Raw genomic sequence first — 24,085 nt, 5'->3', positions numbered from 1 at the left:
AGTTATTACTAAATCAAGAGTCTGTTTTTTGAAATTAAAGTGAGGAAGAATAGATTTAATAATTTAAAATTAGTATATATGTTGTTAACTATGAAAAAGGATGATTAGAAATTATGAAACTAAAGAAAGATTTTTTTGAAAAATTATTAATTTATATATTTCCGATTATTATAGTAATAGATATTATTAATAGATATATGATAAATAATTACATGTTATATATTTTAAATAATATTATGTATGTAGGATATTTTATAGTGATTCTTGTGTTTCTTTTCAATAAGAATAAGAATAGAAAAAGCAAAGAAAAGAGTAAAAAAACAATAAAAGGAGAGATTGTATAATCAAATTAGACATTTGGTGTATTTTATTCCTCCAAGGGAGTGACTCAAAAATCGATTTCTCCGAAATTACGATTTTTGAGTCACTCCCTTTTTTTATGCCTATTAGAATAGCAATTTTGGAAAATTTCCATGTTGTTTTTTTCTATAAAAGAATTAATTTATCTTGATTTTTAGCTGAGGAAATGGTATATTTAGTGTATGAAAGTGTATGATTATAAATAAAGAGGGAATGATATTTATGGCTACAAAAAGTTTTACAGCGGATATTAAATTTAATAGAAAAAATGCTGATAGTTTAATAAAAGCTTTAGAGTCTACAAAAAAAGCAAAAACTGTTGAGGTTTCTAATGTAGAAACAATAAAAGATTTAAGTTTAATTAAAAAGATGTTTTCTTCTAGAAAGGAAAAAGAATGTCTTTAAAAATTATAGGGTTGCAATCATTACTAAAAGCACTGGATAAAGAAACTGTCCAAGAAATACTAAATAAATTTGAAAGTATTCCTAATACAGAAACTGGAAAAGTTAATGATGTGGAATACTTTTTACATTCTAAAGCTATTCAATTTGAAAAAATTGCAATTTCTACCACTCATTTGATATTTAGCGAACACAAAGGAAATGACGTATTAGTAGGATATTTTTCAGTAGCAAATAAACCTCTGACTATGTCGAAAAGAAATTATAGTAACTTATCATCTTCTCAAAAAAGAAAATTATGTCAGGGAGGAAGAAAGACAGAAAGTGGCGGTTATGTTTTAAACAGTTATCTCATAGGACAAATTGGTAAGAACTATTCAAAAGAAGCATTATAAACAAGAAGTATAACAGGAAACATGATTCTAACCTTAGCGTATGATATATTATTGCAAGCAAAAATGATAGTTAATGCAAAATACGTTTGGTTAGAATATGCTGACACACCTAAGCTTTTAGATTTTTATAAGTCTTTTGGTTTTTCAGAGATAAAGGATTATACATCTGAAAATAATCTAAAGCTATTATTAATGAAATTAGAAGAACAAAAAAATTAATTCAATCTTTATATTTATGGTGCTGACCCAAAACTCCTAAATTTTAACAAGGTTTATATAAAAATGCATAGACGCAGTGGTTTATTGATATCTAAATTCGCTTTATAAAAGCTTTTTAGATATCTAATAAACTGTGCGGGGGTGACTCGACAAAATCGATTTCTTCGAAATCACGATTTTTGAGTCACTCCCTTTTTTATTTCCGCTTATAATAGAGATTTTTAAAGATTTCCGTTAAAATAAAAAAGTTTAAAAAAACTCTTGACGTTATACCTTGTGCAAGGTATAACGATAAATGTAAAGGAGGTGAGGTAGTGAGTAACAGAAGAAATGAAAAAACAGACTCTCACAAAGACAAGATGCTTGGGTTAGCAACTGTGTTAGCTATCTTAGAAATAGTAAACACAATTCTTGAAATCTTTGAGAAAGTCTACAAATAGACCATTAGGGAACGGAGCTTATAAAAGCTCCTAGTACCTAAATGTTATTCACATTATATCATGAAAAAAGAAAAAATACAAACTATGATTATAGTATTAGGTATATTTACCGTGATAATTTCAATTATCTTAAAACTTATTTAGGAGGTTTTACAATGATAGATAAAGCGATTAAACAAATAGAAGAATTATTCAACAGTGACTTAACTGATTATAGAATTTCAAAAGATACAGGATTAACGCTTAGCGTTATTCAAAATTACCGCAGTGGTAAGTATGAATTAGAAAATATGACTTTAAAAGTCGCAAATAAATTAATTAGATATTCGGAGGAATTAAAAATGAGAAATTAGTATTTCAAGTGGATTTTAGAAGTGATGAAGATAGATTATATCAATTTTATATGAGGGGAAAAAAAGGGGGAAAGCCTCTTGATACTCTATAAAATCTACTATTTTTTGACTATTTTCTATTATAATTAAATTACAGCAAAATATACTTAAATTGCTGTTAAATTAACGTTTATTAATATTAAATATCATGAAGTATATTATGTCTAGAAAGTATGAGGTTTCAGACGTTAATGAGAGATTTTATTGCACTAGTACCTCGATTCCAATAGATGATAATTTTATGAAATTCATAGATAAATTGCCGTATTCAGAAGATGTTAAGAGACTAGCTGGAACAAACCATCATATTAATAAAACAAGAGGGAAAAAACTATCTAGTGTAAGGAAGAGTATATATTCATTAATGTTTTCTATATCTATATTTCAAGAAGCTGATGAATTGACATTATTTAAGGACAAAATTAAAGTGGAGTTGGAGAAACTACGTTCATCATTACCAGAAAGGTCTTATGAATTTATAAAAAAAGAGATGGGGTTAAATTTTGATTGGTATATAAAATTAGTAAAATAAGAGGAAATATTATGAAAAAGAGTTAAAAGACAATAGAAATAAATTACGCAATTCTGACCTCATCTCCTGATTTAGTGAGATGGGGTTGTTTTTTTATTGTTTCAAAAATCACCGAATTCGCTAGCGAAAATAATTTCCTTATCACAAATTAAAAGAAAAATAAACGTAATATTCAGAAAATATTGACTTTAAGAGAAAAACACGTTAATATAGTAAAAAACAAAAGAATAGTTTCTAGAAAAATAGTAGAATTTAATGAAGAAAGTCATCGTGAATCGGATAATAAATTAGTAAAATAAGAGGAAATATTATGAAAGAGATAATTAGTGTTGAGAGTCTTAGTAAAGATTACATAATAAAAAATAGAGTTAGCTTTTTTAATACAGAAAAGACGATTAAACAAGCGTTGAAGGATATAAATTTTAGTATTAAAGAAGGAGAAATTGTAGGATACATAGGAAATAATGGAGCCGGGAAATCTACAACAATAAAATTACTGTTAGGAATACTGGCTAGTACAAAAGGGTCGATAAAAGTATTCGGTAAAGATCCGTTTGTAAATAGGCAAAAAAATGCTAAAAACATAGGTGCGCTATTTGGACAAAAATCACATTTATGGTGGGATTTACCACTAATTGATTCTTTTGAGTATTTATCAAAAATCTATGAAGTAGATAATAAAGAATGGTTAGACTATTTGATAACAGAATTAAATGTAACAGAGTACTTATATCAACCAGTAAGGCAACTATCTTTAGGACAAAGAATGCGTGGGGAGTTTATAGCTAGTATTATTCATAAACCTCAACTGGTGTTCTTAGATGAACCGACTATCGGTTTAGATATAGAAACAAAGAAGAAAATTATGGAACTAATACTAAAAATAAATGAGAAGTATAATACTACTATCATACTAACAACTCATGAAATTTCGGATATTGAAAAAGTATGTAAGAGAATGATTTTGATAAGTGATGGCGAAATTAATTATGATGGTGAAGTGAAGAGCTTCAAGCAAATTTTTAATAAATATAAAAAATTAAAAATGTACGGAGAGAATATAGTAGATTTAGATGAAGAAGGAATATTGCCTTTACGTACAAATATCGATTCTAAAGAATTTGTTTTTGATGAAACTAAATTTAATGTGTTAGATATAATAAAACTACTACCGAATGAAAGTATTATTACACAAACTGAAGTATTAGACTTAAATCTACAAGAAGTATTGCTTGTGAAGGATAAGACGGGTGATAAATATGAATAGATTTTTTGCTTATACTTTATATCAATACAAAAGTTTATTACAATACAAATTTAATACGATAATGCAGATAATTGCATCACTTTCTATGGTATTAATACAGTATAGTATCTGGATATATGTTGAAAAATACAATTCCAAAAATATTGATGAAATAATAACTTATGTATTGTTTGCGATTATTTTACAAATAGTTTTACCTATAAGAATAACTACCAATTTTGTATCTGAGAAGATTTTAAAAGGTACTATTATTAATTATTTGAATAAGCCTAATAGATTAATAGTCATAACATTTTTCACTACTTTAGGCAATTTTCTCTATAAATTAAAATTCCAAGTACTGCCGATTTTAGTTATTTATATTTTATTGTTTTATAATTTAATATTTAGAACCATATCTCTTAAGAGATTTGTACTTTTTATATTCGTGTATATTTTGAGTTATATTGTTGCTTTTTTATTAGGTTATATTATTGCATTGTTATCAACAGTATTTATAAGAATAAACGGTGTATCTGAATTAGTTAATGCTCTTCTTATTATTTTCGGTGGAGGATTGCTACCTTTAGATTTATATCCGAAACTATTATTAAGAATATCAGAGGTAACTCCATTTTACGCTGTAATGTATGCACCTATTTCTATTATTGTACATGATAATGATTTAGAAAAAGTCTTATTTATTCTTGGTGTACAGATGTTTTGGTTAATCATATTATTGATAATTTCAAAAAGACTATCACAATATGTATTTAACAAGTTCGATATAATGGGAGGTTAATATGAAGAAACATTTATATTTATATGCAGAGTTTTTTAAAATGGATATAAAAAGGATATTGAGTTATAAACTAGATTTTATTATAGGAAATTTTGGTTATTTACTAGATACTCTTACAACATTATTTGTATTACTTATTACGCTTAATTATACAGAATTAATCGGTGGTTTTTCTTTATATCAATTATTGTTTTTATATGGTTTTCTAACATTAACATCGGCGTTATGGGAATTTTTCTTCGTTACAACTTTAGAAGTTCCATATTTAATTCAAACTGGGGAACTTGATTTGTTTTTATTAAGACCACTTAATATTCTTTATCAATTTATTATTTTCCAATTAGATGAGGAAGCTTTATTTGAGTTAATTACAGGCATAGTAATTGTGATTTTTTCATTATATAACTTAGATATTGATGTAAATTATTTATTTATAATAAAATTCATTTTATTTACAATATCTGCAGTTTTAGTAAGAGAGGCTATATACTTAGCACTAGTATCAATTAGTTTCTTTTCGATAACAAATGATGGTATAAAATCAGTTTTATGGCAATTGTATCAATTAGCAAATTATCCAGTTAATATTTATCCGTTTTTTATTAAAGTAGTACTAATAATTATTCCATTCGCATTTGTGGGATATTTTCCAGTGGTAAATTTAATAAATTCACATGATAGTTTTAATATAGAAACATGGTTTTTAATATTATTTGGACCGCTTCTACTTATACTAATCTATAAAACAATATGGAATTTCGGATTAAAAAAATATCAAAGTACAGGATCATAATGGTTAATAAGGTTAGAGAGTTATAAGAAATAAGAACAAAGTGAATCATATAGGAGGTGTTTTTTATAGAATTTAATGTTAAATTAGTGAGGAGTTTGTATTTATGTTTGAATTTAATTTTGAGTGTTTTATATTCATACATAACGGTGAAATTTATATCTGTATATAATTTTCCTATATATTTTATTTTGTTAATAACTACTTTGATAGAAATATTTATTTTTCTAGATACTAGTTATTTCAGGATTTTAACTAGTATAAAAACAAAGTATTTTTATTATATTTTAATAGTTTTTTCAGTAGTAGTGTTTATTCTTAAAAACAACATAGATTTATACTACGTATTAACATTTTATTTTGTTTATTACTTATTAATATCAATAGTTCTGCTTAATTACAATTTATTTGTAATAGAGGAAAGTAAGTCTATCAAAGCAGGAGTGACAGATATATCCTTATATAGTAACTTGTCTAAATTGCTTGGCTTTTCTTTAGGAAGTTATATTTATAAGGTGAATATTGATGAATATTTAATAGTATTTATAATTATGTTTGTTTTATTTTCAAGTTTCAAAATAAATAATTTTAAAAATGAAACTGAGAAAAATTCTGAAAGATTAGTTTTTAATAAATTGAAAAGAAAATATATTATTATCAATACAGCGTTATTATCAGGAGCAGCAGTGTTTTTTATACCGTTGTTTATAAAACAATTAGCGGCTAGGAATTTAATACAGTATTCTAGTATTATATTTTTTGTACCAGGACTAACAGTAGTTTTATTTTTAATACTTACTAAGAAATACGATATAAATTTAAATAGAATACTTATATCTTACATAATTTTTGATATAGTATTCTTCATATTGGTTATATATGAAGTGTTTTTACCATTGCAAGTGATATTATTATCATTAATAGTGGCACTTGGGGTGTCAATCAGTATAAAATTAAGGACTAATTTCATAAAAATTAATGATAAAGATTATAGAAAAAGTATAGTACAAATTTTTCGAATAAGTGCACCTGTATTTACTATTATTTTAAGTTTTGTAGGATTATACGTTGAAAATATTGCTTATTATATTTTGCTAATAAATGCAATTTCGGCTATTCATGTGTTGTATGTGAATTTAAGAAATGGAGAGCACACTTTATTAGATTAAGGAAAAGCTTTTAGAAAAAATTTTAAAAATGAAAAATTAATGAAACAATGTACACTTAGTTTTTTTAGAAATAGCTTGGTGTACATTTTTTGGTTCAATTTGAAAAGTAATACTATAGTGTTACCCCAAAAGTCCTAAAATTTAATAAAGTCCATATGAGAACTCATAGACGCAGTGGTTTATTGATATCTAAATTCGCTTTATAAAAGCTTTTTAGATATCTAATAAACTGTGCGGGGGTGACTCGACAAAATCGACTTCTCAGAAGTCTCGATTTTTGAGTCACTCCCATTTATTAACTAGAAATAACAAGTGATAATTTTGAAAGCGTTTTTTTTTTTTTTATTTTCATATTGCTTTCATATCGTTTTTATATTACAATAAATCTATAAAGCTTTATAACCTCATAAAATAAGGAGGACAAAAAAATGGTATTAGATATTGGAATTTTATAGTTTATAATGTAAATAATAATAAAGAGAATCATCATTATTTTTTGAGTTTCTTATGATCTTAAAAATTGTTGTTTCTCATTATAATTTGGATAGAGGAGAGGAATCAGCTATTTTAACAGACGATAATGATTTTATAGTATTTGTTAAAGTAGACACTCGATTAATAAGCCACTCATTCAAGAAGACGCACTTTATTGTGTAAGCTACATGTAAACTACATATTAAAGAGTTAAAGGGACTGACAAAAAGGTCCTAAAATTTAACAAAGTGTCTATGAGAACTCATAGACGCAGTGGTTTATTGATATCTAAATTCGCTTTATAAAAGCTTTTTAGATATCTAATAAACTGTGCGGGGGTGACTCGACAAAATCGATTTCTACGAAATCACGATTTTTGAGTCACTCCCTTTTCTAAAAAGTAATTAGAAGTAAAACGTAATATCGGAAGGAGGGAGTTAAATGGTAAAACTTTTAACAGTAAAAGATTTAGCATATAAATATAAAAATTCTAGTGATTACGCGATTAAAAATATTTCTTTTTCTGCGGAAAAAGGAGATATGATTGCACTTATAGGTAAAAGTGGTTCAGGGAAAACTACGATAATTAATTCTACATTAGGATTGTTTTCTAATATCGAAGGTGAGGTATCTTTCGGTGAAGGAGTGTCTGTTCGAGATGTGGATTATTGTATGCAAAATCAATCAGTAGATTGGTACTTAAATGTATACGACAATATTTATATGGGGCTATTATATTCTCAAAATACTATTAGTAGGAAAAGTGTAGATGAGATTATTGATGTTCTAGGTTTAAAAGGTAAGGAGAAATCTGATTTAACAGAATTATCTGGTGGACAATTGCAGAGAGTACAAATAGCAAGAAGTCTAGTATCTAATTCAAAAATATTATTTTTAGATGAACCTACTACAGGATTAGATGTAGTATTATCAAAAAATATATTAGAATATATAAAGACTAACAATAAAGAACATGCTGTTTTTATATCTTCTCATGATTTAGATCTTATAGAAAAGTATTGTAATAAGATAATTTATATAAATGACGGGGAATGTTTATACTTTGGGGAAATGAGCACTTTCTTAAGAGAATATAATAAAGAAACAGTATACAATATTTCTTACAATGGTGAATTAAGTAAAGATATAATAGAGAAATATAAAGATACTATTACAATCGTTGATGATAAAAATTTAAAAATTTTCTTGGAAAAAGAAGAGGAAATTTCAAATGTATTAAAACTATTATTGGCAGAAAATATTACAATAGGAAGCTTGCAGAAAGAAGAAATTACCTTGAAGAGAATATTGGAATTGGAGGAGTAATTATATGAAAAATGTAATTAAGAATTTTTGGGCAACATCGTATATAGAATATAAGGCGATTGAAAATAATAAGCAGATTATATATACTCAGCTTATGGTTCCAATTTTGTACTTTGTATTCTTTGGATTTGGGATAGGGAACTCTTTTTCAAGTTTGGCTTTTAAAGGAGAAAATGTTAGCTATATTGAATATATTTTCGTTGGAATAATTGGAGTAATACTAAATTCTCAGATGAATCAGTCGGTTTATAGGGTGAATTTAGACAAAAAATGGGGACTTCTAGCGTATAAAAGAATAAAAGGGACATCAGCTATTTCTTATTTTCTAGGAAAATTAGTATTTCCATTAGGAATCACAATAGTGCAGGTATTACTAATTTATTTTTTATCGTTCTTTTTAGGAATAAAAATACAGATAGTTCCTTTCTTAAAAGTATTAATTATTGTAATTATTAGTCTAGCATTTTGGTTTTCTCTTGGGGTTATTATCTCATTAGGAACTGTATCGTATAGAACTAGAGACCTTATCTTGGGAACATTATTACTACCGATAATTTTTGCTGCACCGACTTTTTATAGTTTAGACAATTCTAAGGTGCTATATTATATATCAAAACTTAATCCGTTAACTTACCAATTAACGAGTATGAGAACTGTAATTTTTGATATGGAGCTTGATATAAATACTTATGTTACAATATTCTTAAGTCTAATAATGTTTGTCTTAGCAATAAGCGTGATAATAAGATCAGAATTATTAGGTGATGAGAGATAAGAGAATGTACACTTAGTTGTGATAGAGACGACTAAGTGTACATCTGTTTTATATGAAATGCATTATCGAGATTTTCGTATTGATACCATTGTATTTTCATATTAAAATAATGGTGTAAAGTTTAATAACACTATAAAAATAAAATTATACAGAATATGAAATTTCCACATACATAATAGGAGGTATTGATAATGGACAGTATATTAGGATCTATAGTTGCAACTATAACTATTGCTTTTCTTTATTTTATGTTTAGAAGGAATTCTCAACCTATTTTCAAACAGAATAAACAACAATTATTAGTAGGATTAATACCAATTGTTGTATTTTGTATATTCTTTCCAAAGGCTATCAAAATAGCCATAATTTTTTTAACAGTTGAGATTATTTTATATATAATAGATTATCTCAATGAGAAGAAAAATTCTATAAAATAAGATTATATAATTCAAAAAGTAAAAAGGGAAGTAATATTTATCTAGTTTTTAAAAGGAATTTATGCTTTTTTCATAATAATTTTACTATATCTTTTTAAAGTATTTTCTATGTTTTTGATAAAGATTTGTATTATAATGTTCATATGAATAAATTCCTTTCTGTAGTGTTGTAACTTATAGTTTAAAGGAATTTATTATTTTTTTTACCTTTTCCGTAATAATTATACTATATCTATTGACATTTACCACTTGAGTTTTATCTGAATTATGGTATAATAAAAATATAAAAAGAGTCTAGCGCTAACTAGACTCCAATGTAGAACCGTTTAAGACGGTAGCTTATATTTGAATTAAATTAATAACTCGTCCTACTCGCCAAAAGTGGGGACGGGTTATTTTTTGTTTTGGTCTTTAAAGATTTTATAGCACAAACCAATTAATGCGATAACAAATGTACCGAACATAAATAGAATCTGCACAACTTCAAAGGCTGACAACTCAGGCTACCTCCTTTCTTGAAAGATTTTGGATATATGCCCATAGGCATCACCTACTTTCCTAAAAAAGAATAGCCACCGTCTTCACTCTTCTACATACCTATTATTATACAATAAAAAAGATTATTTTTCGACTGATAGAGCAACCTATCGTAGATTTTCAAGTCTACGGTAGGTTTTTTTTATTGATGGGGGTTCATTTTAATAAAAATCTTTTGTCTATAGATATAGGAAGAGTGGAGAATTTTTTTAAAGTCGGTACTCAAGATAAATCCAATTGTCCTATATCTACTAGGGGGATAAAACTATGAATTACAACAAAAAAGAAGAAATCAAAAAACTTAGAAAGAATGGTTTAGGATATAAACGTATTTCAGTTATTACTGGGTTGTCGCTTAATACTGTAAAGTCTTATTGTAGACGGTGGGATATAGAAAAAGAAACGAATGAGGATGTTAATAGATGTTTATTATGCATCAAATAAAAGGTAAAGTAGAATCTCAAATGAAAATATTAGATGAAATACGGGCATACAGTGGAACATTGACACTTAGCGGATTAGTGCAATTAGTAGAGAGGATAAATACAAGAGAAAATAACAAATTATCTCAAGCAACAGGTAAAATCCCCATTTTTAAATTTGAAAAAGAAAAAGATTCCTTATTATCATTACCACCTGAAAAAATAAGGAATCGATACAGAATCAAAACTAAAACCTAAAAAGTGAATAGTGTCGGTATGATTACAGTAGATACTAAGCAATATTCTGTAGGTCGAAAATATATTGGACAAAATTATAATATCAAGTTATTGATTCGAATATATACATATACTCTAACACAAAACTTATTGAAATGCACGAGATAAGTAATATAAAAATAAACTATAATCCTGAACATTATAAAGAAGGTTTAAAAAATAAATTTTCAAATAAAGAAAAAACAGAAATAGAGGAAATGGCTAAACAAAATCTTAATAGTATAGGAGGAGTATATAAAAATGAAAATAACTAGCACATATGAGAGAATAATAAATAATCTAAATTTTTTAAAGAGTAAAGAGTCATTAGCTGTGCTTGATCAAACATTAGAACAGGTAAATAAAAATAATCTTACCTTTATAGACGGATTTCTATACTTTACACAAGCACAGGTAGAAAAGAAAAAGCAAAATCTTATTCAACATTCTGTGAAAGTAGCAGAATTTCCTAGTGTAAAAACTTTATCGGAGTTTGACTTTGACTTTCAAGAATCAATAAATAAACAACAAATATATGATTTCAATTCATTGAGATTCATAGATAAGAAAGAGAACATAGTATTTTATGGAAATAGCGGTGTTGGAAAAACACATTTAGCTATTTCTATAGGAGTAACTGCAGCTCAGAATAGGAAATCCACATACTTTATTAAATGAGCACGTCTGATAGAAATATTAAAAAAAGCTCAGTTAGAAGGTAGACTAGAAGAAAGATTAAAGAAATTTTGTGGTTATAAATTATTAATAATAGATGAATTAGGATATCTTCCCATAACCAAAGAGGAATCTAAATTGTTCTTCCAATTAATAGATAGACGTTATGAAAAACATAGTACAATAATAACTACAAATATAAATTTCTCACAGTGGGATGATGTATTTGGCGATCCATTAATCGCTAGTGCAATAGTTGACAGATTACTACACCATTTACATGTAGCTAAAATAACTGGAAATTCTTATAGACTAAAAGATTTTTTCCAAAAAGCAGATGAATAAAATGTACATTTTTATTTTGAATTTTTTTGACATATTTAGATTGACATTTACAATATTTTATGTTTAGAAGAAATTCTCAACCTATTTTCAAACAGAATAAACAACAATTATTAGTAGGATTAATACCAATTGTTGTATTTTGTATATTCTTTCCAAAGGCTATCAAAATAGCCATAATTTTTTTAACAGTTGAGATTATTTTATATATAATAGATTATCTCAATGAGAAGAAAAATTCTATAAAATAAGATTATATAATTCAAAAAGTAAAAAGGGAAGTAATATTTATCTAGTTTTTAAAAGGAATTTATTTTTTCCGTAATAATTTTACTGTATAAAAATTTGACGTAAATTATTTTTTTCGATATAATAAGTATAGAAGAAGTCGGAGAGTAATACCGACTCTAAAAAGAAAATACTCTCAAGTTGATGTAGTCGTAGGAGTCGCGACTCTAAAAAGAAAGGCTCTTTTTTTATACAGTAAAGGAAGATAGATTATGTCAAATATAAATAAAAATAGTTTATATTTTCATTTATTAACTGAAGATTATTTTAACATATATAATAGCTTAGATGAATTTCAAGAAGATGTTTCAAGAGGACATGGCGTTATGATACTTGGTATTAATGATCTTTTAATTGCTATTCCATTACGCTCGGGTATTTCAGAAAATTTAAAAAATGCAAGACATATTTTTCCGTATACAGTGTATGAAAAAAGTGATGGGAGAAAGTGTTTAAAAGCATTAGATTTCAGCAAACTAACTATTATTAAAGAAGAACATATAGACTATTCAAGAGTTTATCATTTTAAGGATATAGAGGAGAAGAGATTTTATTTAAGTAATTCAAATCGTATTTTTACAAGAGTAAAAAATTATGTCCAAAAATACATAGATATTTGTAACAAGATAGAACAAAATAAGTTAATAACCAAACGAACTTTACAACCATATCAATATAGTACGCTTAGGAATTTTCATTCTGAATTAGGTGTAGTTATCACAAAAGAATTATTTATCAGTCAATTAGTAAAATAAATCAACTAAGCATTGGTAATAGCCCCCAAAATTTGTCTGAATTTTGAGGGCTATTACTCTAGTTAACTAGTCTTTTTCTTTATTATATATTTAATGATTATATATGATAGCGATATAAAAATAATATATTTTAAATTTGTTATTTTTATATTAATTATGTAAAGGATATTTATGATACTTGTAAAAATTAGTAATAAAATTATATCGATTTTCTCAGTTAATATGTTTAATTTATTATTATTTGAATCTATTACTATGTAGAATATTCCGATAAGTGTGCATATAAGTAAATAATTTATTATGAATGTGTTCTTTATTATTACATAATTTATTATATTGATAATTGTAATAAATTTAAAACAAGTTAATATGTTTTGTGTCACTGTTATCTCCATTTTTTATTTAGGTATTTATCAATGAGACTTTAAAATTATGATTTCATTGAAATTAATTTTTTAAAGTGTCTCTCAATATTGATTAAGTTAATTATTTATCTTTTTTTTCTATTTTTTTTTAGATTTTTCTATTTTTTTGTAACAAAGTATGATAGTGTTGCTGATAGCAGGGTTGTTATTATAACGAATATTGCTATTTCTATATATTTTTCAGTATTCATTTTGTTATCTCCTATATATTTTATTATTAATTTATTTGATGTTGATAATATTTAGCTTTGTTAAAGTAAACAATAATTTCATTATATAATCCAGCCCCTATTGTCACCCAAATAGATGTTTTTAAAATTTATTATGCTATGAATTTGTAGATTTAACTATACTTTAATTACATAGAAGATATAGGGGGGACTAAAAGACTAGTAGAAAGAATAGTATGTACAAATTTAAAGTTTTTATTTATGAAGTATACCTCCGCTTATGAATCTAAAATATAATATATGTTTGTAATTACATATAAATCAAATTGTATTTCTATTATTAACGCTTTTATTGTAACATGTTTTTGTGTTAAAGCCAATTAAAGACAATAAAACATATATTTTATAGGAGATTGTATAATTAGATTAGACATTCAAAAATAAATAGGGATTAGTATATATAATTAGATATAATATTCTTGTATTAAAAAAAACTTTATTAGTTTTCTTTAATATTAAAATTCGAAATTTTCAAATTATTGATTTATATTATAAGTTATTAATATATTTTTATTATTTTTCAGATATTTATTCTTTTTTTCAGAAAAAAGAATTGACTATATAATGTATCAGTGCTAATATAGATTCATATTTTATTTATGGCCTCTGGAATGATATCATATAAAGTGTTTTCGGAACTCAGGGGTTTGGGAAATTGAAAGATATAATTCAAATCAACTTACTCACATGGGAGGTGAATAATTTTGAAATTACTAAAAATATTTCCTAAGAATTTTATTAATTTAATCTTAGGGCGTTCGGTATTGAATATAGCAGATAGCTTTTATATGGTTGCGGTAACGATTGCTTTGGTAGAAGTATATAATATAGAAGCAAGTACTTTAACGTCGTTTGCTTTAATAGGAATGATTCCATCGCTAGTCGCATTTTCATATAGTTATTTTTTTAATAAGATAAAAAATACAAAGTTTTGGATTCTCTGTTTCCAAATTATGCATATTATCTTAGTCAGTCTTTTAATAATTGCATTAGTTAATAAAGCTCATATTGCTTTTATATTTATTTATAACTTTCTATTCAATTTAGTAAATTGTGTTCTTACTTCGTTAAATGTAAAAGTGACACCAGAAGTTCTTGATAATGATAATAATTTGATTAAAAAATCAGTTGATATTCAATACTTCACTTCAAACTCGTTAGATATACTTAGTAATTTCGTTGCATCGCTGTTACTTGGTTTTATCACTTATTTATCACTTATGCAACTAAGTATTCCAATCTTTTTAGCGGGAGTATACTTCTTTACAAAGTTAAACCTGAATAAAAATATTCAGACTACCGAAGAAACTGAGGAAACAGAAGAGGTGGTTGAGGCTAGTATAGTCGGCAATATAAAGACATTGTTTTCACGAAATGCAGCGTCAAAGATAATTGTTATCGAAGCATTTCTTAGTGGTGCTACTGACTTACTTTTAAAACTGCTTCCGCTTTATCTTATTAGTATAAATATTGATGTAAAATGGTTAGCTTTAGTTCTTTCTGTATGGCGTGGTGCGGACTTAGTAGGAGCAATGGTTGCACCTTTTGTAAAAGTTCCTCCAAAAAATTTCTTTTATATGGATTATTTGATATCAGGAACTAGCTTTTTATTAGTATTTATAATAGATAATAGTTATCTGAAATTATTGTTTTTCTTTATCACCTTCGTCGTAATAGGAGTTTCTGGAAACTTCTTTGAGAAAATGATTTATGATGATTATGAAGGAGAAGATTTTGGAGCTATTCACACTATCATAACTAGTTTTTATTCAGTATTTGGCGTCTTGTTTTTATTAATACCTTTCGTTTATGACAATATAAAAGTTCTTGGAGTATCCTTGAACATATTAACAATACTGTTTGGCTTGGGAATATTTGTTTTATTGAAATTCGAAAAACGTTAAAAGGAGCAAATATTTCATAAGTATTTAAAAGAAGAAATAGAATGAGGAACAAATAATAATAATTCATAAAAAAAGAATTGAAATTCATTTGAAAAGTGGCTGACCAAAAGGTCCTAAATTTTAACAAAGTGTATATGAGAACTCATAGACGCAGTGGTTTATTGATATCTAAATTCGCTTTATAAAAGCTTTTTAGATATCTAATAAACTTTGCGGGGGTGACTCGACAAAATCGATTTCTACGAAATCACGATTTTTGAGTCACTCCCTTTTCACTATGAGAGAGTAGTGTAATCTGATATAATGTATAGAAGCAAAAGATAAGATTATAGATTTTTTTAAATCTCCTAAAGGAGTTTTTGTATGATAAAATTAGTTGTTACAGAAATAACAACGTAAAGTAGAATATAAATAAACGTTATTGAAGTCTCTCTATTAAGGGATTTGAATATAATTAGTTGTTGAAAAGTCTAGGTTGGAATTATTTTAGGAAATGGAGAAAGTGATGGATAATATAATAGATGTAAAAGGTCTAAAAAGAAGTTTTAAAACTCCGAAAAATGGTGAATTTGAAGCTATAAAAGGAATAGACTTTTCAGTGAAAGAAGGAGAAATTTTTGGTTTACTTGGACCTAATGGTGCGGGTAAAACAACAACAATAAAAATTTTGACTACGATGCTTGCTCCAAGTGAAGGAGAAGCAAAAGTATTCGGGTTTGATACTTTTTCGGAAGCTAAAAAAGTTAGAGAATATATTAATTTTGTTTTTGGTGGTGAGAGGAGTCTTTATTGGAGACTTAGTGCAAGAGATAATTTGGCATATTTTGCAGATTTATACAAAATTCCTAGTAAAGATCAAAAAGAGTTAATTGAAAAATTAATAGCTCAAGTGGGGTTAAGTGAGTTTATAGATAAAAAGGTAGAAACTTTCTCCAAAGGAATGAAACAAAGACTTCAAATTGCAAGAGCATTATTAAATAATCCAAAAGTAATATTTTTAGATGAACCTAGTATTGGATTAGACCCAGTAGGAGCAAAAGAATTAAGAGAATTAATAAAAAAACTGTCTAAAGAAGGAGTAACTATTTTACTAACAACTCATTATATGCCAGAAGCAGAAGAACTTTGTGATAGAATTGCAATAATAAAAAAAGGTAAGTTACTGGCTATAGACGATGTAGTAGGTCTCCAAAATTTAGTTTCTAACGAAAGAAAAGAAGAAATAAAAGCAAAGAAAGAACGCGAACAAGAAGAGAAAAATAAAAAGAATTTAGAAATAACGTTAGAAGATATTTATATAGAGCTATTGGGGGATGCATAATATGTTAAGAGCGATATTAATGAGTGCCAAAGTTCAGATGAAACAATCGATAGCACGCCCAATGTTTAGATTTTGTATTTTTATTAGCCCGATATTAAGTGGAATTTTACTCGGGATGATTTATCAAAATCGTAGTGTGGAAGATTTTATGTTATATGCTTTTATAGGAGCGGGAATTACTACTTTTTGGGGAAGTATTTGTTTTTCATCAGCCAGTGATATGGATAGAGAAAAATGGCTAGGAACTATGCCAATGATTTTCACCTCACCGATAGGTTTCGAAAATATCATTTTTGGAAAAATTTTAGGGAATACACTTTGGGGAATTTTTAGTTTTGGACTTAATATGCTGACGGTAAAAATTTTATTTAATAAATCTATCCAGTTTGCAAGTTTTAGTTATTTTGTATTAATAACAATCTTAATGATAGTATCTATGATAGCTGTCGGTTTTATGATGGCAGGATTATTTACTTTATCTAGAAAAATAAGTATTCTTATGAATGTTATTGATTATCCGATAATAATGCTAACTGGGATGGTCTTTCCTATTTCAATTTTCCCAAAATTTATTCAATATATTTCATACTTATTGAGTCCAACATGGGCGATGGAAGGTTATAAATTAGCTGTTCAAGGTGGAAGTAATGAAGAATTATTGAGAGTAGCTTTTACACTGGTGATTATTATAATTATTTATTTTATTATTAGTATATTTTCATTTAGAAAAATTAAGAAACTATGTGTTATTAATGGGACTTTGGAGGTGTTTTAATATGGAAAATGTGTATAGATTTTTTAGAAGAGTTAGTTTTTCATATAAAATGTCTTCGGTATTAAATGATTGGCGTGCTTTCTTTACTATAGATTTGTTAATTCCACTAATGCAAATGATGTGTTATTCACTAGTAGGATACTATGTTTATGGTGCGGAAAATATTGAAAAATGGGTTATAAGTAATGCGATAGTAACTAGTGCATTTACGGCAATTTATAGAGTTGGTCTTCAGTTAGCGAGGGAGAGGGCAAGTGGGACACTGTCTCTAATGTTAGCGACTAAAACGAGTATTTCAGAAATATTAATTTCAAGTGCAATCTCAACTATGTTACTAAGTTTTGTATCGGTAGTTTTTGGAGTTAGCGTACTTAGTTTATTATTAGGACTAGCTTGGAATGGACAAAAAATATTGGAGTTTGTTTTTATTTTAATATTAGCAATATTTGTAGCGACTTGTTTTGGATTTTTTATCTCGTGTTTAATATTATTAACGACAGAAATTCACCTAGTAACGAATACTATAGACAAAGTGCTTTTAATATTTACAGGAGCGAATTTTCCAGTTAGTAATTTTCCATATTTAGTAGAGCAATTTTGCTATACTTTACCTCTAACACGATCTATACTTTTAGCGCAAAAATTAATAGGTGGAGAGAGTATAATAAGCAACATATATCTAATTAGAGGAGAGTTAGTGTTAGCTTTTGTATTTTTAATATTAGGAATAGTGTTGTTGAAAAATATGGAGAAAGCTGCCATAAAAGGAAGCAAATTAGATTTACTGTAAGTAAATATAAGTCTCAGAGTAGAAATGCTTTGAGTCTTATTTTTTATGTTAATTTTAGAAAAAACTTAATATTAGAGTGATTTAATGAGGAAAACGGAGGGGGCTGCCCCAAAAGTCCTAAATTTTAACAAGGTTTATATGAAAATCCATAGACGCAGTGGTTTATTGATATCTAAATTCGCTTTATAAAAGTTTTTTAGATATCTAATAAACTGTGCGGGGGGGACTCGACAAAATCGATTTCTTCGAAATCACGATTTTTGAGTCACTCCCTTTTCACTATGAGAGATTAAGGTTATCTGATATAATATATTGAGTAAACAAGGGTTAAACAGATTTGTAGAATATGATTAAATTAAGGATAGAACAAATCGTTAAATGATGCACCCCCTAAGAGGGTTTTGCACCCCCCCTAGTGATAAAAAAAGGAGCTTTTGTATGATAAAATTAGTTGTTACAGATATTGATGATACACTATTAAATAGTGATCGTGAGATTTCTAAGAAAAATAGAGAAGTAATTGGAGAGTGTAAGAAACAAGACATTAAAGTTATTTTAGCATCAGGTAGACCTGATTTTGGAATGATGAGTATAGTAGAAGATTTACAACTTGATAGTTATGATAACTACTTACTTTCGTTTAATGGAGCTAGAATTGCTAATCTTAAGACGAATGAAGTAATCTATGAGAAGTTTTTATCTCCTGAGAGAATTAAGTTCTTAATAGATGTTGCTTTGGAGAATGATTGTGATATTCTTACTTACCAAGGTGGGAAAGTTCTTACGAATCGTGATAATGAATATGCAAGAATTGAATCTAGTTTAGTAGACGCTGAGTTAGTTATTAGTGAAAATATGAAAGATGATATTAAAGAAGGTGCGGCTAAGGTAATAATTCTTAAGCATCCCGATGAAGCTATTGCAGCGAAAGATAAACTGGCGCTTGAATTAGGTGATGAGTATGAGGTTGCTATGTCTAAACCGTTCTTTATCGAGATTAATGATAAAGATATTTCTAAAGGAGTATCTTTAGATTCATTATGTAAAAAACTTGGTTTAACAAATGAGAATGTAATGGCATTAGGTGATGGGCTTAATGATTTAAGTATGATTGAGTTCGCCGGTATGGGAGTTGCGGTTGATAATGCAAATCCTACTTTAAAAGAAGCGGCGAATTTCATTTCTAAGTCAAATGATGAAGATGGTTTCGCTTATGCTATTGAAAAATTTGTTCTTGGTAAAGATGTGTAGGTAGAAAGAGGTTCTGATGAAAGTAACTTTGATTTGTGTAGGTAAAGTTAAGGAGAAATTTTATAGAGACGCTATAAAAGAATATGAAAAACGTCTTGGAGCATATATTAAGTTAAATACTATAGAAATTTCTGATGAAAAAGTAAAGGTAGAAAATGATTCAGAAATAGCTCTTGCGATGGAAAAAGAGGGGAATAACATATTATCAAAAATTAAAGATAATCAATATGTTATTACTTTGGAAATTTTAGGTAAGAATTTATCGAGTGAAGAATTTGCATCAAAAATTGATAATTTAATGCTTACAGGTAAGAGTGATGTAGCATTGGTAATCGGTGGAAGTTATGGTCTTTCTGATAGCGTGAAAAAGCGTAGTGATTTTGCATTATCGTTTAGTAGAATGACGTTTCCACATCAAATGATGCGTGTTGTTTTACTTGAACAAGTGTATAGAGCTTACCGTATAATAACAGGCGCAAGTTATCATAAATAATTGTAAAGGATGAGGTTGTATTTTCAGACAATTTCATTCTTTTTTTGCTATTAAATTATAAAGATTTTTAGTATAATAAAGGTGAAGGAAATAAAGGAGGGAGAATTTGTGAATATATTTAAAATGACAACTAGTCAGAAAGATAATGTTATTTCTAAAGAAATAATTATTGCACTTAGAAAAAAAGGGGGAAGTGATACAAAAAGAGCGATAGTAGAGTATCTTAGAAAAAATTCTGAAGTTATAACTGAAGAATATATTGATTTTCGTCGTATTTCTGAGAAGAGTAATAAAGAATATTCACCTTTTGAGTTTTTTATTAATTTTAGTTTGAATTATTTAGAAAGAGCGGAATTTTTAAAGAAAGAAAATAAAATATACACTCTTACGGATAAAGGGCGAGAGGCTAACCTTGAAGTTTTAGATTTTTCTGCTATATATAAAGAAATTAATAAGGAAATTAAACGGAACAAAGAGGTCGTTGATATTGAAGAGGTAATTACGTTCGATGAGAAAGAAATTGTAGAAGATCAATGGAGAGTCGAGCTAATTGAGAAATTAAAAAAATTTAGCCCAGCAAAATTTGAGATGTTCGCAAGAAAACTCGTTTCGAAGATGAATGTTGAAATGGATGAAAAGATAGGGATTCAAGTTTCTAATGATGGTGGATTAGATGGGTTTGGATATATAACAAGTGATGATTTTCGAACTGCGAGAGTTGCTATTCAGGCTAAAAGATGGGAAGGTAATGTTCCTTCTCCTGAAATAGATAAGTTTAGAGGGGCAATGGATAAATATAATGCTGAGTTTGGAATATTTATCACGACATCGAAATTTTCAAAAGTTGCCATAGAAGCATCTCGTTTGGGAACTAGAGCCATTACTCTGATTGATGGAGATATCATTGCTGATTTAGTAGCTAAATATGAATTATATGTTAAACCTGTAACAACTTATGTGTTAGATGAATTTTATGATAGTGAATAAGGGGGAATTATTTATGTTTAATTTAGATGAATACATGCTACATCAAGTGTTAGCTATAGTTGGAATAGTATTATTTATATTTGTTTTTGTTGGGTATATTATCACAGCTATTTTTTCAAAAATTATGTTTGATATACTTGGGGTTAGGTCAGGACTCGCGTTTATACCTTTCTATAATACTTATAGAATTTATAAAGAGTACAAAGGACGTGTATGGAAAAATAATTGGGGAATAGCTTATTTACTAACTTTTGCGATTCCATCTGCTGTAATTGGGGTCTTATTGCTATTACTGATAGATTTACGATTTACTACTGATGTTTTTAAGGAACAGTATGCTGGTTTGCTAATTACTGGACTCGTATTATTAGTGGTCGGGGGATTAGTAGTTTATATATTTAACTTTATTATGTTATTTATAATGTACTTACCAATTTTCGATACAAAAGGTAGAAGAATAGTATTATACATTCAAGCTGGATTAACAGTATTATCTATGTTTAGTGCATTTATTTTCCAGGGGAACACTACCTTAGCGAATATTTTTTCAGTAGGTCAGTTAATATTCTCTATTGTCTTTATGGTTGTCTACTTTGTTGCTGCGACAGATATTAGAGCTAGAATTAGAAGTGGAGAATATGTACTTCAGGAGAAGTTAGATTATAGGACTTTAAACAGTTATGAAATAAATTCTATTTTAAAAGCTCGAGGTAGAAGATTAGTAGTTCCTAATATGAATAATAGCTTTAGCGATTATCCAAAGAATAATAACGAAGAAATAAATAGAATTGAATATGTATAAAGTAGGAAATTCAGGTGATTTAGAAATGATGTTTAAATTACCTGGATTTTTTATGTTAGATTTCAAAATTTCTCGGTGTATTTTTTGTAAATATGAGAAGAATTGTTCATTTTGATTAGATTTATGTTAGATTTTCTCACGTATATTTAGAGATATTGTATTTTATACAGTATAATAGAAAACGTAATAAAATAAATTTAATGAGGAGTTGACTCTTAATGGATAGATTTTTAGAATTGTTAAATACCGTTAACGACTTTATGTGGACTTATTTCCTAATTGGGTTAGTGATGGTATCTGGTATTTATTTTACATTTAGTACGAAGTTTGTACAATTTACTTATATTAAAGAAATGTTCAGACTTATTACAGAGAAGCCTAAAGTTGGAGAAGACGGAGAACAAAAAGGGGTTTCAGCATTTCAAGCATTCACTATTTCAGCTGCATCAAGAGTAGGTACTGGAACAATTGCCGGGGTTGCTATTGCGATTGCAATGGGTGGACCTGGATCAGTATTTTGGATGTGGGTGATGGCTCTATTTGGAGGAGCTTCATCATTTGCCGAATCAACATTAGCTCAAGTATATAAAGTTCGTGATAAAAAAGGTGTTTATCGTGGGGGACCTGCTTACTATATGGAAAAAGGTCTTGGACAAAAATGGATGGGTGTACTGTTTGCTATTGTTATTTCAGTAACTTATGGTATAGCATTTAACTCAGTTCAAACTAATACTATTGCACAGGCTTTACAAGTTTATAATGTAAATACTCATATCGCAGGAATTGCACTATTAATTCTTACAATTTTCGTAATCTTTGGTGGTGTAACAAAAGTTGTTAAAATTACTCAATGGTTAGTTCCTGTAATGGCAGTAGCGTACTTATTTATCGTATTAGTTATTATGGTTATTAACATTGACAAATTACCTAGTGTTCTTGTTCAAATCGTTAGATCAGCATTTGGTCTTGAACAAGTAGGTGGTGGAGTAATTGGTATGGGAACATCAATTCTTTTAGGAATTAAACGTGGTATGTTCACTAACGAAGCCGGTTTAGGGTCTACTCCTAACGCTGCGGCAACAGCTGATAGTACTCACCCAGCCAAACAAGGATTTATCCAAACTCTAGGAGTTTACTTCGATACATGTTTAGTATGTACAGCAACAGCATTCTTAATCTTACTATACCCTGGTGTTGAATATGGTGCTGGTAAGTTACAAGGAATTCAACTTACGCAAGCTGCTTTAACTTCACAAGTAGGAAGCATTGGAACAATCTTTTTAATCGTAGCTATTTTCTTATTTGGATATAGTTCTGTAATTGGTAACTACTACTACGGAGAAACAAACATTCAATACTTACTTCCTAAGAAATGGGCAGTAAATGTTTACCGTGTTATTGTATGTATCTTCGTATATGTAGGAAGTATCATGGACCTAAACTTAGTTTGGGGATTAGCCGATGTAACAATGGGTATTATGAGTTTACTTAACTTAATCGCGATTATCGGTCTTTCTGGTGTAGTTTATGTAGTATTAAAAGACTATGTGAAACAACATAAACAAGGAAAAGATCCAGAATTCTATTTAGATAACTTACCAATTAAAATAGATAACGCCACAGCATGGAAAAATAGAAAAGAAGATTAATATTAAAAAAAGCACTTCTATGATGGAATTAGATTTCTAATCATTGAAGTACTTTTTTATAATGTATAGATAGTTATATTCTCATTTCACTTGCATTATAAAAAAAAGTGTGTTATTATATTAAACATATTTTAATTATAAAATATATGCGATGAGCCGATAAGTAGAAGTTCTTGCGTACCGTAGGATACAGAAAAGAAATCAGTGGTTGAGAGATTTCTCCTAGGCAGGACTTTGAAGTAGCCGGTGAGCATTTAGAGTGAAAGTAAGTAGCTTTAAACGTGGTTAGAGCGTTAATCTTATTAAGTGCTAATTTATATAATTAGAATAAAGGTGGTACCACGGAAACTTTCGTCCTTATGTAAGGATGGAGGTTATTTTTTTTACCTAGAAAAAATATCACC

Annotated in this window: 26 protein-coding genes, 1 pseudogene and 1 other annotated feature; of the genes and pseudogenes, 26 read left to right on the top strand and 1 reads right to left on the bottom strand. The window is 27.6% G+C overall.

Annotated features, from left to right (window positions below; translation table 11 throughout):
• Positions 1-582 precede the first annotated feature (582 nt).
• The 13 genes from ACO6OL_RS04520 (at position 583) to ACO6OL_RS04460 (ending at position 9,759) form a co-directional block, all read left to right on the top strand.
• Entirely contained in the window at positions 583-765 is a 183-nt protein-coding gene (locus ACO6OL_RS04520; protein WP_485420931.1) for a hypothetical protein, read from the top strand.
• Positions 756-1,157 (top strand): hypothetical protein, encoded by a 402-nt coding sequence (locus ACO6OL_RS04515; protein ID WP_485502277.1) that lies wholly within the window; start codon positions 756-758, stop codon positions 1,155-1,157. Before ACO6OL_RS04520 ends, ACO6OL_RS04515 begins: the two co-directional genes overlap by 10 nt.
• 21 nt (positions 1,158-1,178) lie before the next feature.
• Positions 1,179-1,376, top strand: coding sequence for a hypothetical protein (locus ACO6OL_RS04510; RefSeq protein WP_485502276.1), 198 nt, complete (start codon positions 1,179-1,181; stop codon positions 1,374-1,376).
• A 314-nt stretch (positions 1,377-1,690) separates the two neighbouring features.
• Complete coding sequence (locus ACO6OL_RS04505; protein ID WP_485502275.1) at positions 1,691-1,816, top strand: hypothetical protein; 126 nt, start codon at positions 1,691-1,693, stop codon at positions 1,814-1,816.
• A 155-nt stretch (positions 1,817-1,971) separates the two neighbouring features.
• The gene (locus ACO6OL_RS04500; protein WP_314159984.1) at positions 1,972-2,169 is read left to right on the top strand and encodes a hypothetical protein; all 198 of its coding nucleotides are present in this window, start codon (positions 1,972-1,974) and stop codon (positions 2,167-2,169) included.
• A 280-nt stretch (positions 2,170-2,449) separates the two neighbouring features.
• The gene (locus ACO6OL_RS04495; RefSeq protein WP_485502274.1) at positions 2,450-2,740 is read left to right on the top strand and encodes a hypothetical protein; all 291 of its coding nucleotides are present in this window, start codon (positions 2,450-2,452) and stop codon (positions 2,738-2,740) included.
• Between the two features lie 310 nt (positions 2,741-3,050).
• Positions 3,051-4,007, top strand: coding sequence for an ABC transporter ATP-binding protein (locus tag ACO6OL_RS04490; RefSeq protein WP_485502273.1), 957 nt, complete (start codon positions 3,051-3,053; stop codon positions 4,005-4,007).
• Positions 4,000-4,788 (top strand): ABC transporter permease, encoded by a 789-nt coding sequence (locus ACO6OL_RS04485; RefSeq protein WP_485502272.1) that lies wholly within the window; start codon positions 4,000-4,002, stop codon positions 4,786-4,788. Before ACO6OL_RS04490 ends, ACO6OL_RS04485 begins: the two co-directional genes overlap by 8 nt.
• Position 4,789: 1 nt before the next feature.
• Positions 4,790-5,581: an ABC transporter permease gene (locus ACO6OL_RS04480; RefSeq protein WP_485502271.1), complete on the top strand. Its 792-nt coding sequence runs from the start codon at positions 4,790-4,792 to the stop codon at positions 5,579-5,581.
• A gap of 440 nt (positions 5,582-6,021) precedes the next feature.
• A complete protein-coding gene (locus ACO6OL_RS04475; protein WP_485502270.1) occupies positions 6,022-6,747 on the top strand; it encodes a hypothetical protein in 726 nt (241 codons plus the stop codon).
• Between the two features lie 915 nt (positions 6,748-7,662).
• Positions 7,663-8,547 carry a metal ABC transporter ATP-binding protein gene (locus ACO6OL_RS04470; protein ID WP_485502269.1) on the top strand — a complete coding sequence of 295 codons (885 nt, stop codon included), beginning with the start codon at positions 7,663-7,665 and terminating at the stop codon, positions 8,545-8,547.
• Between the two features lie 4 nt (positions 8,548-8,551).
• Positions 8,552-9,322, top strand: a complete 771-nt coding sequence (locus ACO6OL_RS04465; RefSeq protein WP_485502268.1) for an ABC transporter permease — start codon at positions 8,552-8,554, stop codon at positions 9,320-9,322.
• 191 nt (positions 9,323-9,513) lie between these two features.
• On the top strand, positions 9,514-9,759 hold the full coding sequence (locus tag ACO6OL_RS04460; RefSeq protein ID WP_485502267.1) for a hypothetical protein: 246 nt from the start codon (positions 9,514-9,516) through the stop codon (positions 9,757-9,759).
• A gap of 392 nt (positions 9,760-10,151) precedes the next feature.
• On the opposite strand, the gene ACO6OL_RS04455 is transcribed toward ACO6OL_RS04460, so the two are convergent.
• Entirely contained in the window at positions 10,152-10,256 is a 105-nt protein-coding gene (locus tag ACO6OL_RS04455; protein ID WP_485502266.1) for a putative holin-like toxin, read from the bottom strand.
• A 307-nt stretch (positions 10,257-10,563) separates the two neighbouring features.
• Here ACO6OL_RS04455 and ACO6OL_RS04450 point away from each other — a divergent pair, with 307 nt between their 5' ends.
• From ACO6OL_RS04450 to ACO6OL_RS04390, 13 genes and pseudogenes are all read left to right on the top strand, one after another.
• Positions 10,564-10,740, top strand: a complete 177-nt coding sequence (locus tag ACO6OL_RS04450; protein ID WP_314159973.1) for a hypothetical protein — start codon at positions 10,564-10,566, stop codon at positions 10,738-10,740.
• A complete protein-coding gene (locus tag ACO6OL_RS04445; protein WP_485502265.1) occupies positions 10,719-10,976 on the top strand; it encodes a hypothetical protein in 258 nt (85 codons plus the stop codon). The genes ACO6OL_RS04450 and ACO6OL_RS04445 overlap by 22 nt, the downstream gene beginning before the upstream one ends.
• Positions 10,977-11,255: 279 nt before the next feature.
• A pseudogene (gene istB / locus ACO6OL_RS04440) lies at positions 11,256-12,014 on the top strand (IS21-like element helper ATPase IstB).
• A 497-nt stretch (positions 12,015-12,511) separates the two neighbouring features.
• A complete protein-coding gene (locus ACO6OL_RS04435) occupies positions 12,512-13,054 on the top strand; it encodes a hypothetical protein (protein WP_485502264.1) in 543 nt (180 codons plus the stop codon).
• A 1,359-nt stretch (positions 13,055-14,413) separates the two neighbouring features.
• Positions 14,414-15,613, top strand: coding sequence for a hypothetical protein (locus tag ACO6OL_RS04430; RefSeq protein ID WP_485502263.1), 1,200 nt, complete (start codon positions 14,414-14,416; stop codon positions 15,611-15,613).
• Positions 15,614-16,118: 505 nt separating this feature from the next.
• Positions 16,119-16,934: an ABC transporter ATP-binding protein gene (locus ACO6OL_RS04425; RefSeq protein WP_314159968.1), complete on the top strand. Its 816-nt coding sequence runs from the start codon at positions 16,119-16,121 to the stop codon at positions 16,932-16,934.
• Position 16,935: 1 nt separating this feature from the next.
• On the top strand, positions 16,936-17,709 hold the full coding sequence (locus tag ACO6OL_RS04420) for an ABC transporter permease (RefSeq protein ID WP_314091965.1): 774 nt from the start codon (positions 16,936-16,938) through the stop codon (positions 17,707-17,709).
• 1 nt (position 17,710) lies between these two features.
• Positions 17,711-18,499, top strand: coding sequence for an ABC transporter permease (locus ACO6OL_RS04415; protein WP_485502262.1), 789 nt, complete (start codon positions 17,711-17,713; stop codon positions 18,497-18,499).
• Between the two features lie 438 nt (positions 18,500-18,937).
• Complete coding sequence (locus ACO6OL_RS04410; RefSeq protein WP_314159965.1) at positions 18,938-19,750, top strand: Cof-type HAD-IIB family hydrolase; 813 nt, start codon at positions 18,938-18,940, stop codon at positions 19,748-19,750.
• A 16-nt stretch (positions 19,751-19,766) separates the two neighbouring features.
• The gene (gene rlmH, locus ACO6OL_RS04405; RefSeq protein WP_048803186.1) at positions 19,767-20,243 is read left to right on the top strand and encodes a 23S rRNA (pseudouridine(1915)-N(3))-methyltransferase RlmH; all 477 of its coding nucleotides are present in this window, start codon (positions 19,767-19,769) and stop codon (positions 20,241-20,243) included.
• Between the two features lie 108 nt (positions 20,244-20,351).
• Positions 20,352-21,230, top strand: a complete 879-nt coding sequence (locus ACO6OL_RS04400; protein ID WP_314159964.1) for a restriction endonuclease — start codon at positions 20,352-20,354, stop codon at positions 21,228-21,230.
• 13 nt (positions 21,231-21,243) lie between these two features.
• A complete protein-coding gene (locus ACO6OL_RS04395) occupies positions 21,244-22,032 on the top strand; it encodes a hypothetical protein (RefSeq protein WP_485502261.1) in 789 nt (262 codons plus the stop codon).
• A 218-nt stretch (positions 22,033-22,250) separates the two neighbouring features.
• Positions 22,251-23,681, top strand: a complete 1,431-nt coding sequence (locus tag ACO6OL_RS04390; RefSeq protein ID WP_485491322.1) for an alanine/glycine:cation symporter family protein — start codon at positions 22,251-22,253, stop codon at positions 23,679-23,681.
• Positions 23,682-23,823: 142 nt separating this feature from the next.
• Positions 23,824-24,043 (top strand) — a binding site (T-box leader).
• Positions 24,044-24,085: the final 42 nt, after the last annotated feature.

This window comes from Gemella sp., from assembly GCF_057272915.1.
The sequence above is the reverse complement of the archived record's forward strand: the minus strand, read 5'-3'. Positions and strand labels throughout refer to the sequence as shown.

What these genes read in the sequence shown, in the direction of transcription:
- ACO6OL_RS04520 (WP_485420931.1), top strand. Translation starts at nt 583, where the DNA reads ATGGCTACAAAAAGTTTTACAGCGGATATTAAATTTAATAGAAAAAAT.
- ACO6OL_RS04515 (WP_485502277.1), top strand. Translation starts at nt 756, where the DNA reads ATGTCTTTAAAAATTATAGGGTTGCAATCATTACTAAAAGCACTGGAT.
- ACO6OL_RS04510 (WP_485502276.1), top strand. Translation starts at nt 1,179, where the DNA reads ATGATTCTAACCTTAGCGTATGATATATTATTGCAAGCAAAAATGATA.
- ACO6OL_RS04500 (WP_314159984.1), top strand. Translation starts at nt 1,972, where the DNA reads ATGATAGATAAAGCGATTAAACAAATAGAAGAATTATTCAACAGTGAC.
- ACO6OL_RS04495 (WP_485502274.1), top strand. Translation starts at nt 2,450, where the DNA reads ATGAAATTCATAGATAAATTGCCGTATTCAGAAGATGTTAAGAGACTA.
- ACO6OL_RS04490 (WP_485502273.1), top strand. Translation starts at nt 3,051, where the DNA reads ATGAAAGAGATAATTAGTGTTGAGAGTCTTAGTAAAGATTACATAATA.
- ACO6OL_RS04485 (WP_485502272.1), top strand. Translation starts at nt 4,000, where the DNA reads ATGAATAGATTTTTTGCTTATACTTTATATCAATACAAAAGTTTATTA.
- ACO6OL_RS04480 (WP_485502271.1), top strand. Translation starts at nt 4,790, where the DNA reads ATGAAGAAACATTTATATTTATATGCAGAGTTTTTTAAAATGGATATA.
- ACO6OL_RS04470 (WP_485502269.1), top strand. Translation starts at nt 7,663, where the DNA reads ATGGTAAAACTTTTAACAGTAAAAGATTTAGCATATAAATATAAAAAT.
- ACO6OL_RS04465 (WP_485502268.1), top strand. Translation starts at nt 8,552, where the DNA reads ATGAAAAATGTAATTAAGAATTTTTGGGCAACATCGTATATAGAATAT.
- ACO6OL_RS04460 (WP_485502267.1), top strand. Translation starts at nt 9,514, where the DNA reads ATGGACAGTATATTAGGATCTATAGTTGCAACTATAACTATTGCTTTT.
- ACO6OL_RS04450 (WP_314159973.1), top strand. Translation starts at nt 10,564, where the DNA reads ATGAATTACAACAAAAAAGAAGAAATCAAAAAACTTAGAAAGAATGGT.
- ACO6OL_RS04445 (WP_485502265.1), top strand. Translation starts at nt 10,719, where the DNA reads ATGTTTATTATGCATCAAATAAAAGGTAAAGTAGAATCTCAAATGAAA.
- ACO6OL_RS04435 (WP_485502264.1), top strand. Translation starts at nt 12,512, where the DNA reads ATGTCAAATATAAATAAAAATAGTTTATATTTTCATTTATTAACTGAA.
- ACO6OL_RS04425 (WP_314159968.1), top strand. Translation starts at nt 16,119, where the DNA reads ATGGATAATATAATAGATGTAAAAGGTCTAAAAAGAAGTTTTAAAACT.
- ACO6OL_RS04420 (WP_314091965.1), top strand. Translation starts at nt 16,936, where the DNA reads ATGTTAAGAGCGATATTAATGAGTGCCAAAGTTCAGATGAAACAATCG.
- ACO6OL_RS04415 (WP_485502262.1), top strand. Translation starts at nt 17,711, where the DNA reads ATGGAAAATGTGTATAGATTTTTTAGAAGAGTTAGTTTTTCATATAAA.
- ACO6OL_RS04410 (WP_314159965.1), top strand. Translation starts at nt 18,938, where the DNA reads ATGATAAAATTAGTTGTTACAGATATTGATGATACACTATTAAATAGT.
- rlmH (WP_048803186.1), top strand. Translation starts at nt 19,767, where the DNA reads ATGAAAGTAACTTTGATTTGTGTAGGTAAAGTTAAGGAGAAATTTTAT.
- ACO6OL_RS04395 (WP_485502261.1), top strand. Translation starts at nt 21,244, where the DNA reads ATGTTTAATTTAGATGAATACATGCTACATCAAGTGTTAGCTATAGTT.
- ACO6OL_RS04390 (WP_485491322.1), top strand. Translation starts at nt 22,251, where the DNA reads ATGGATAGATTTTTAGAATTGTTAAATACCGTTAACGACTTTATGTGG.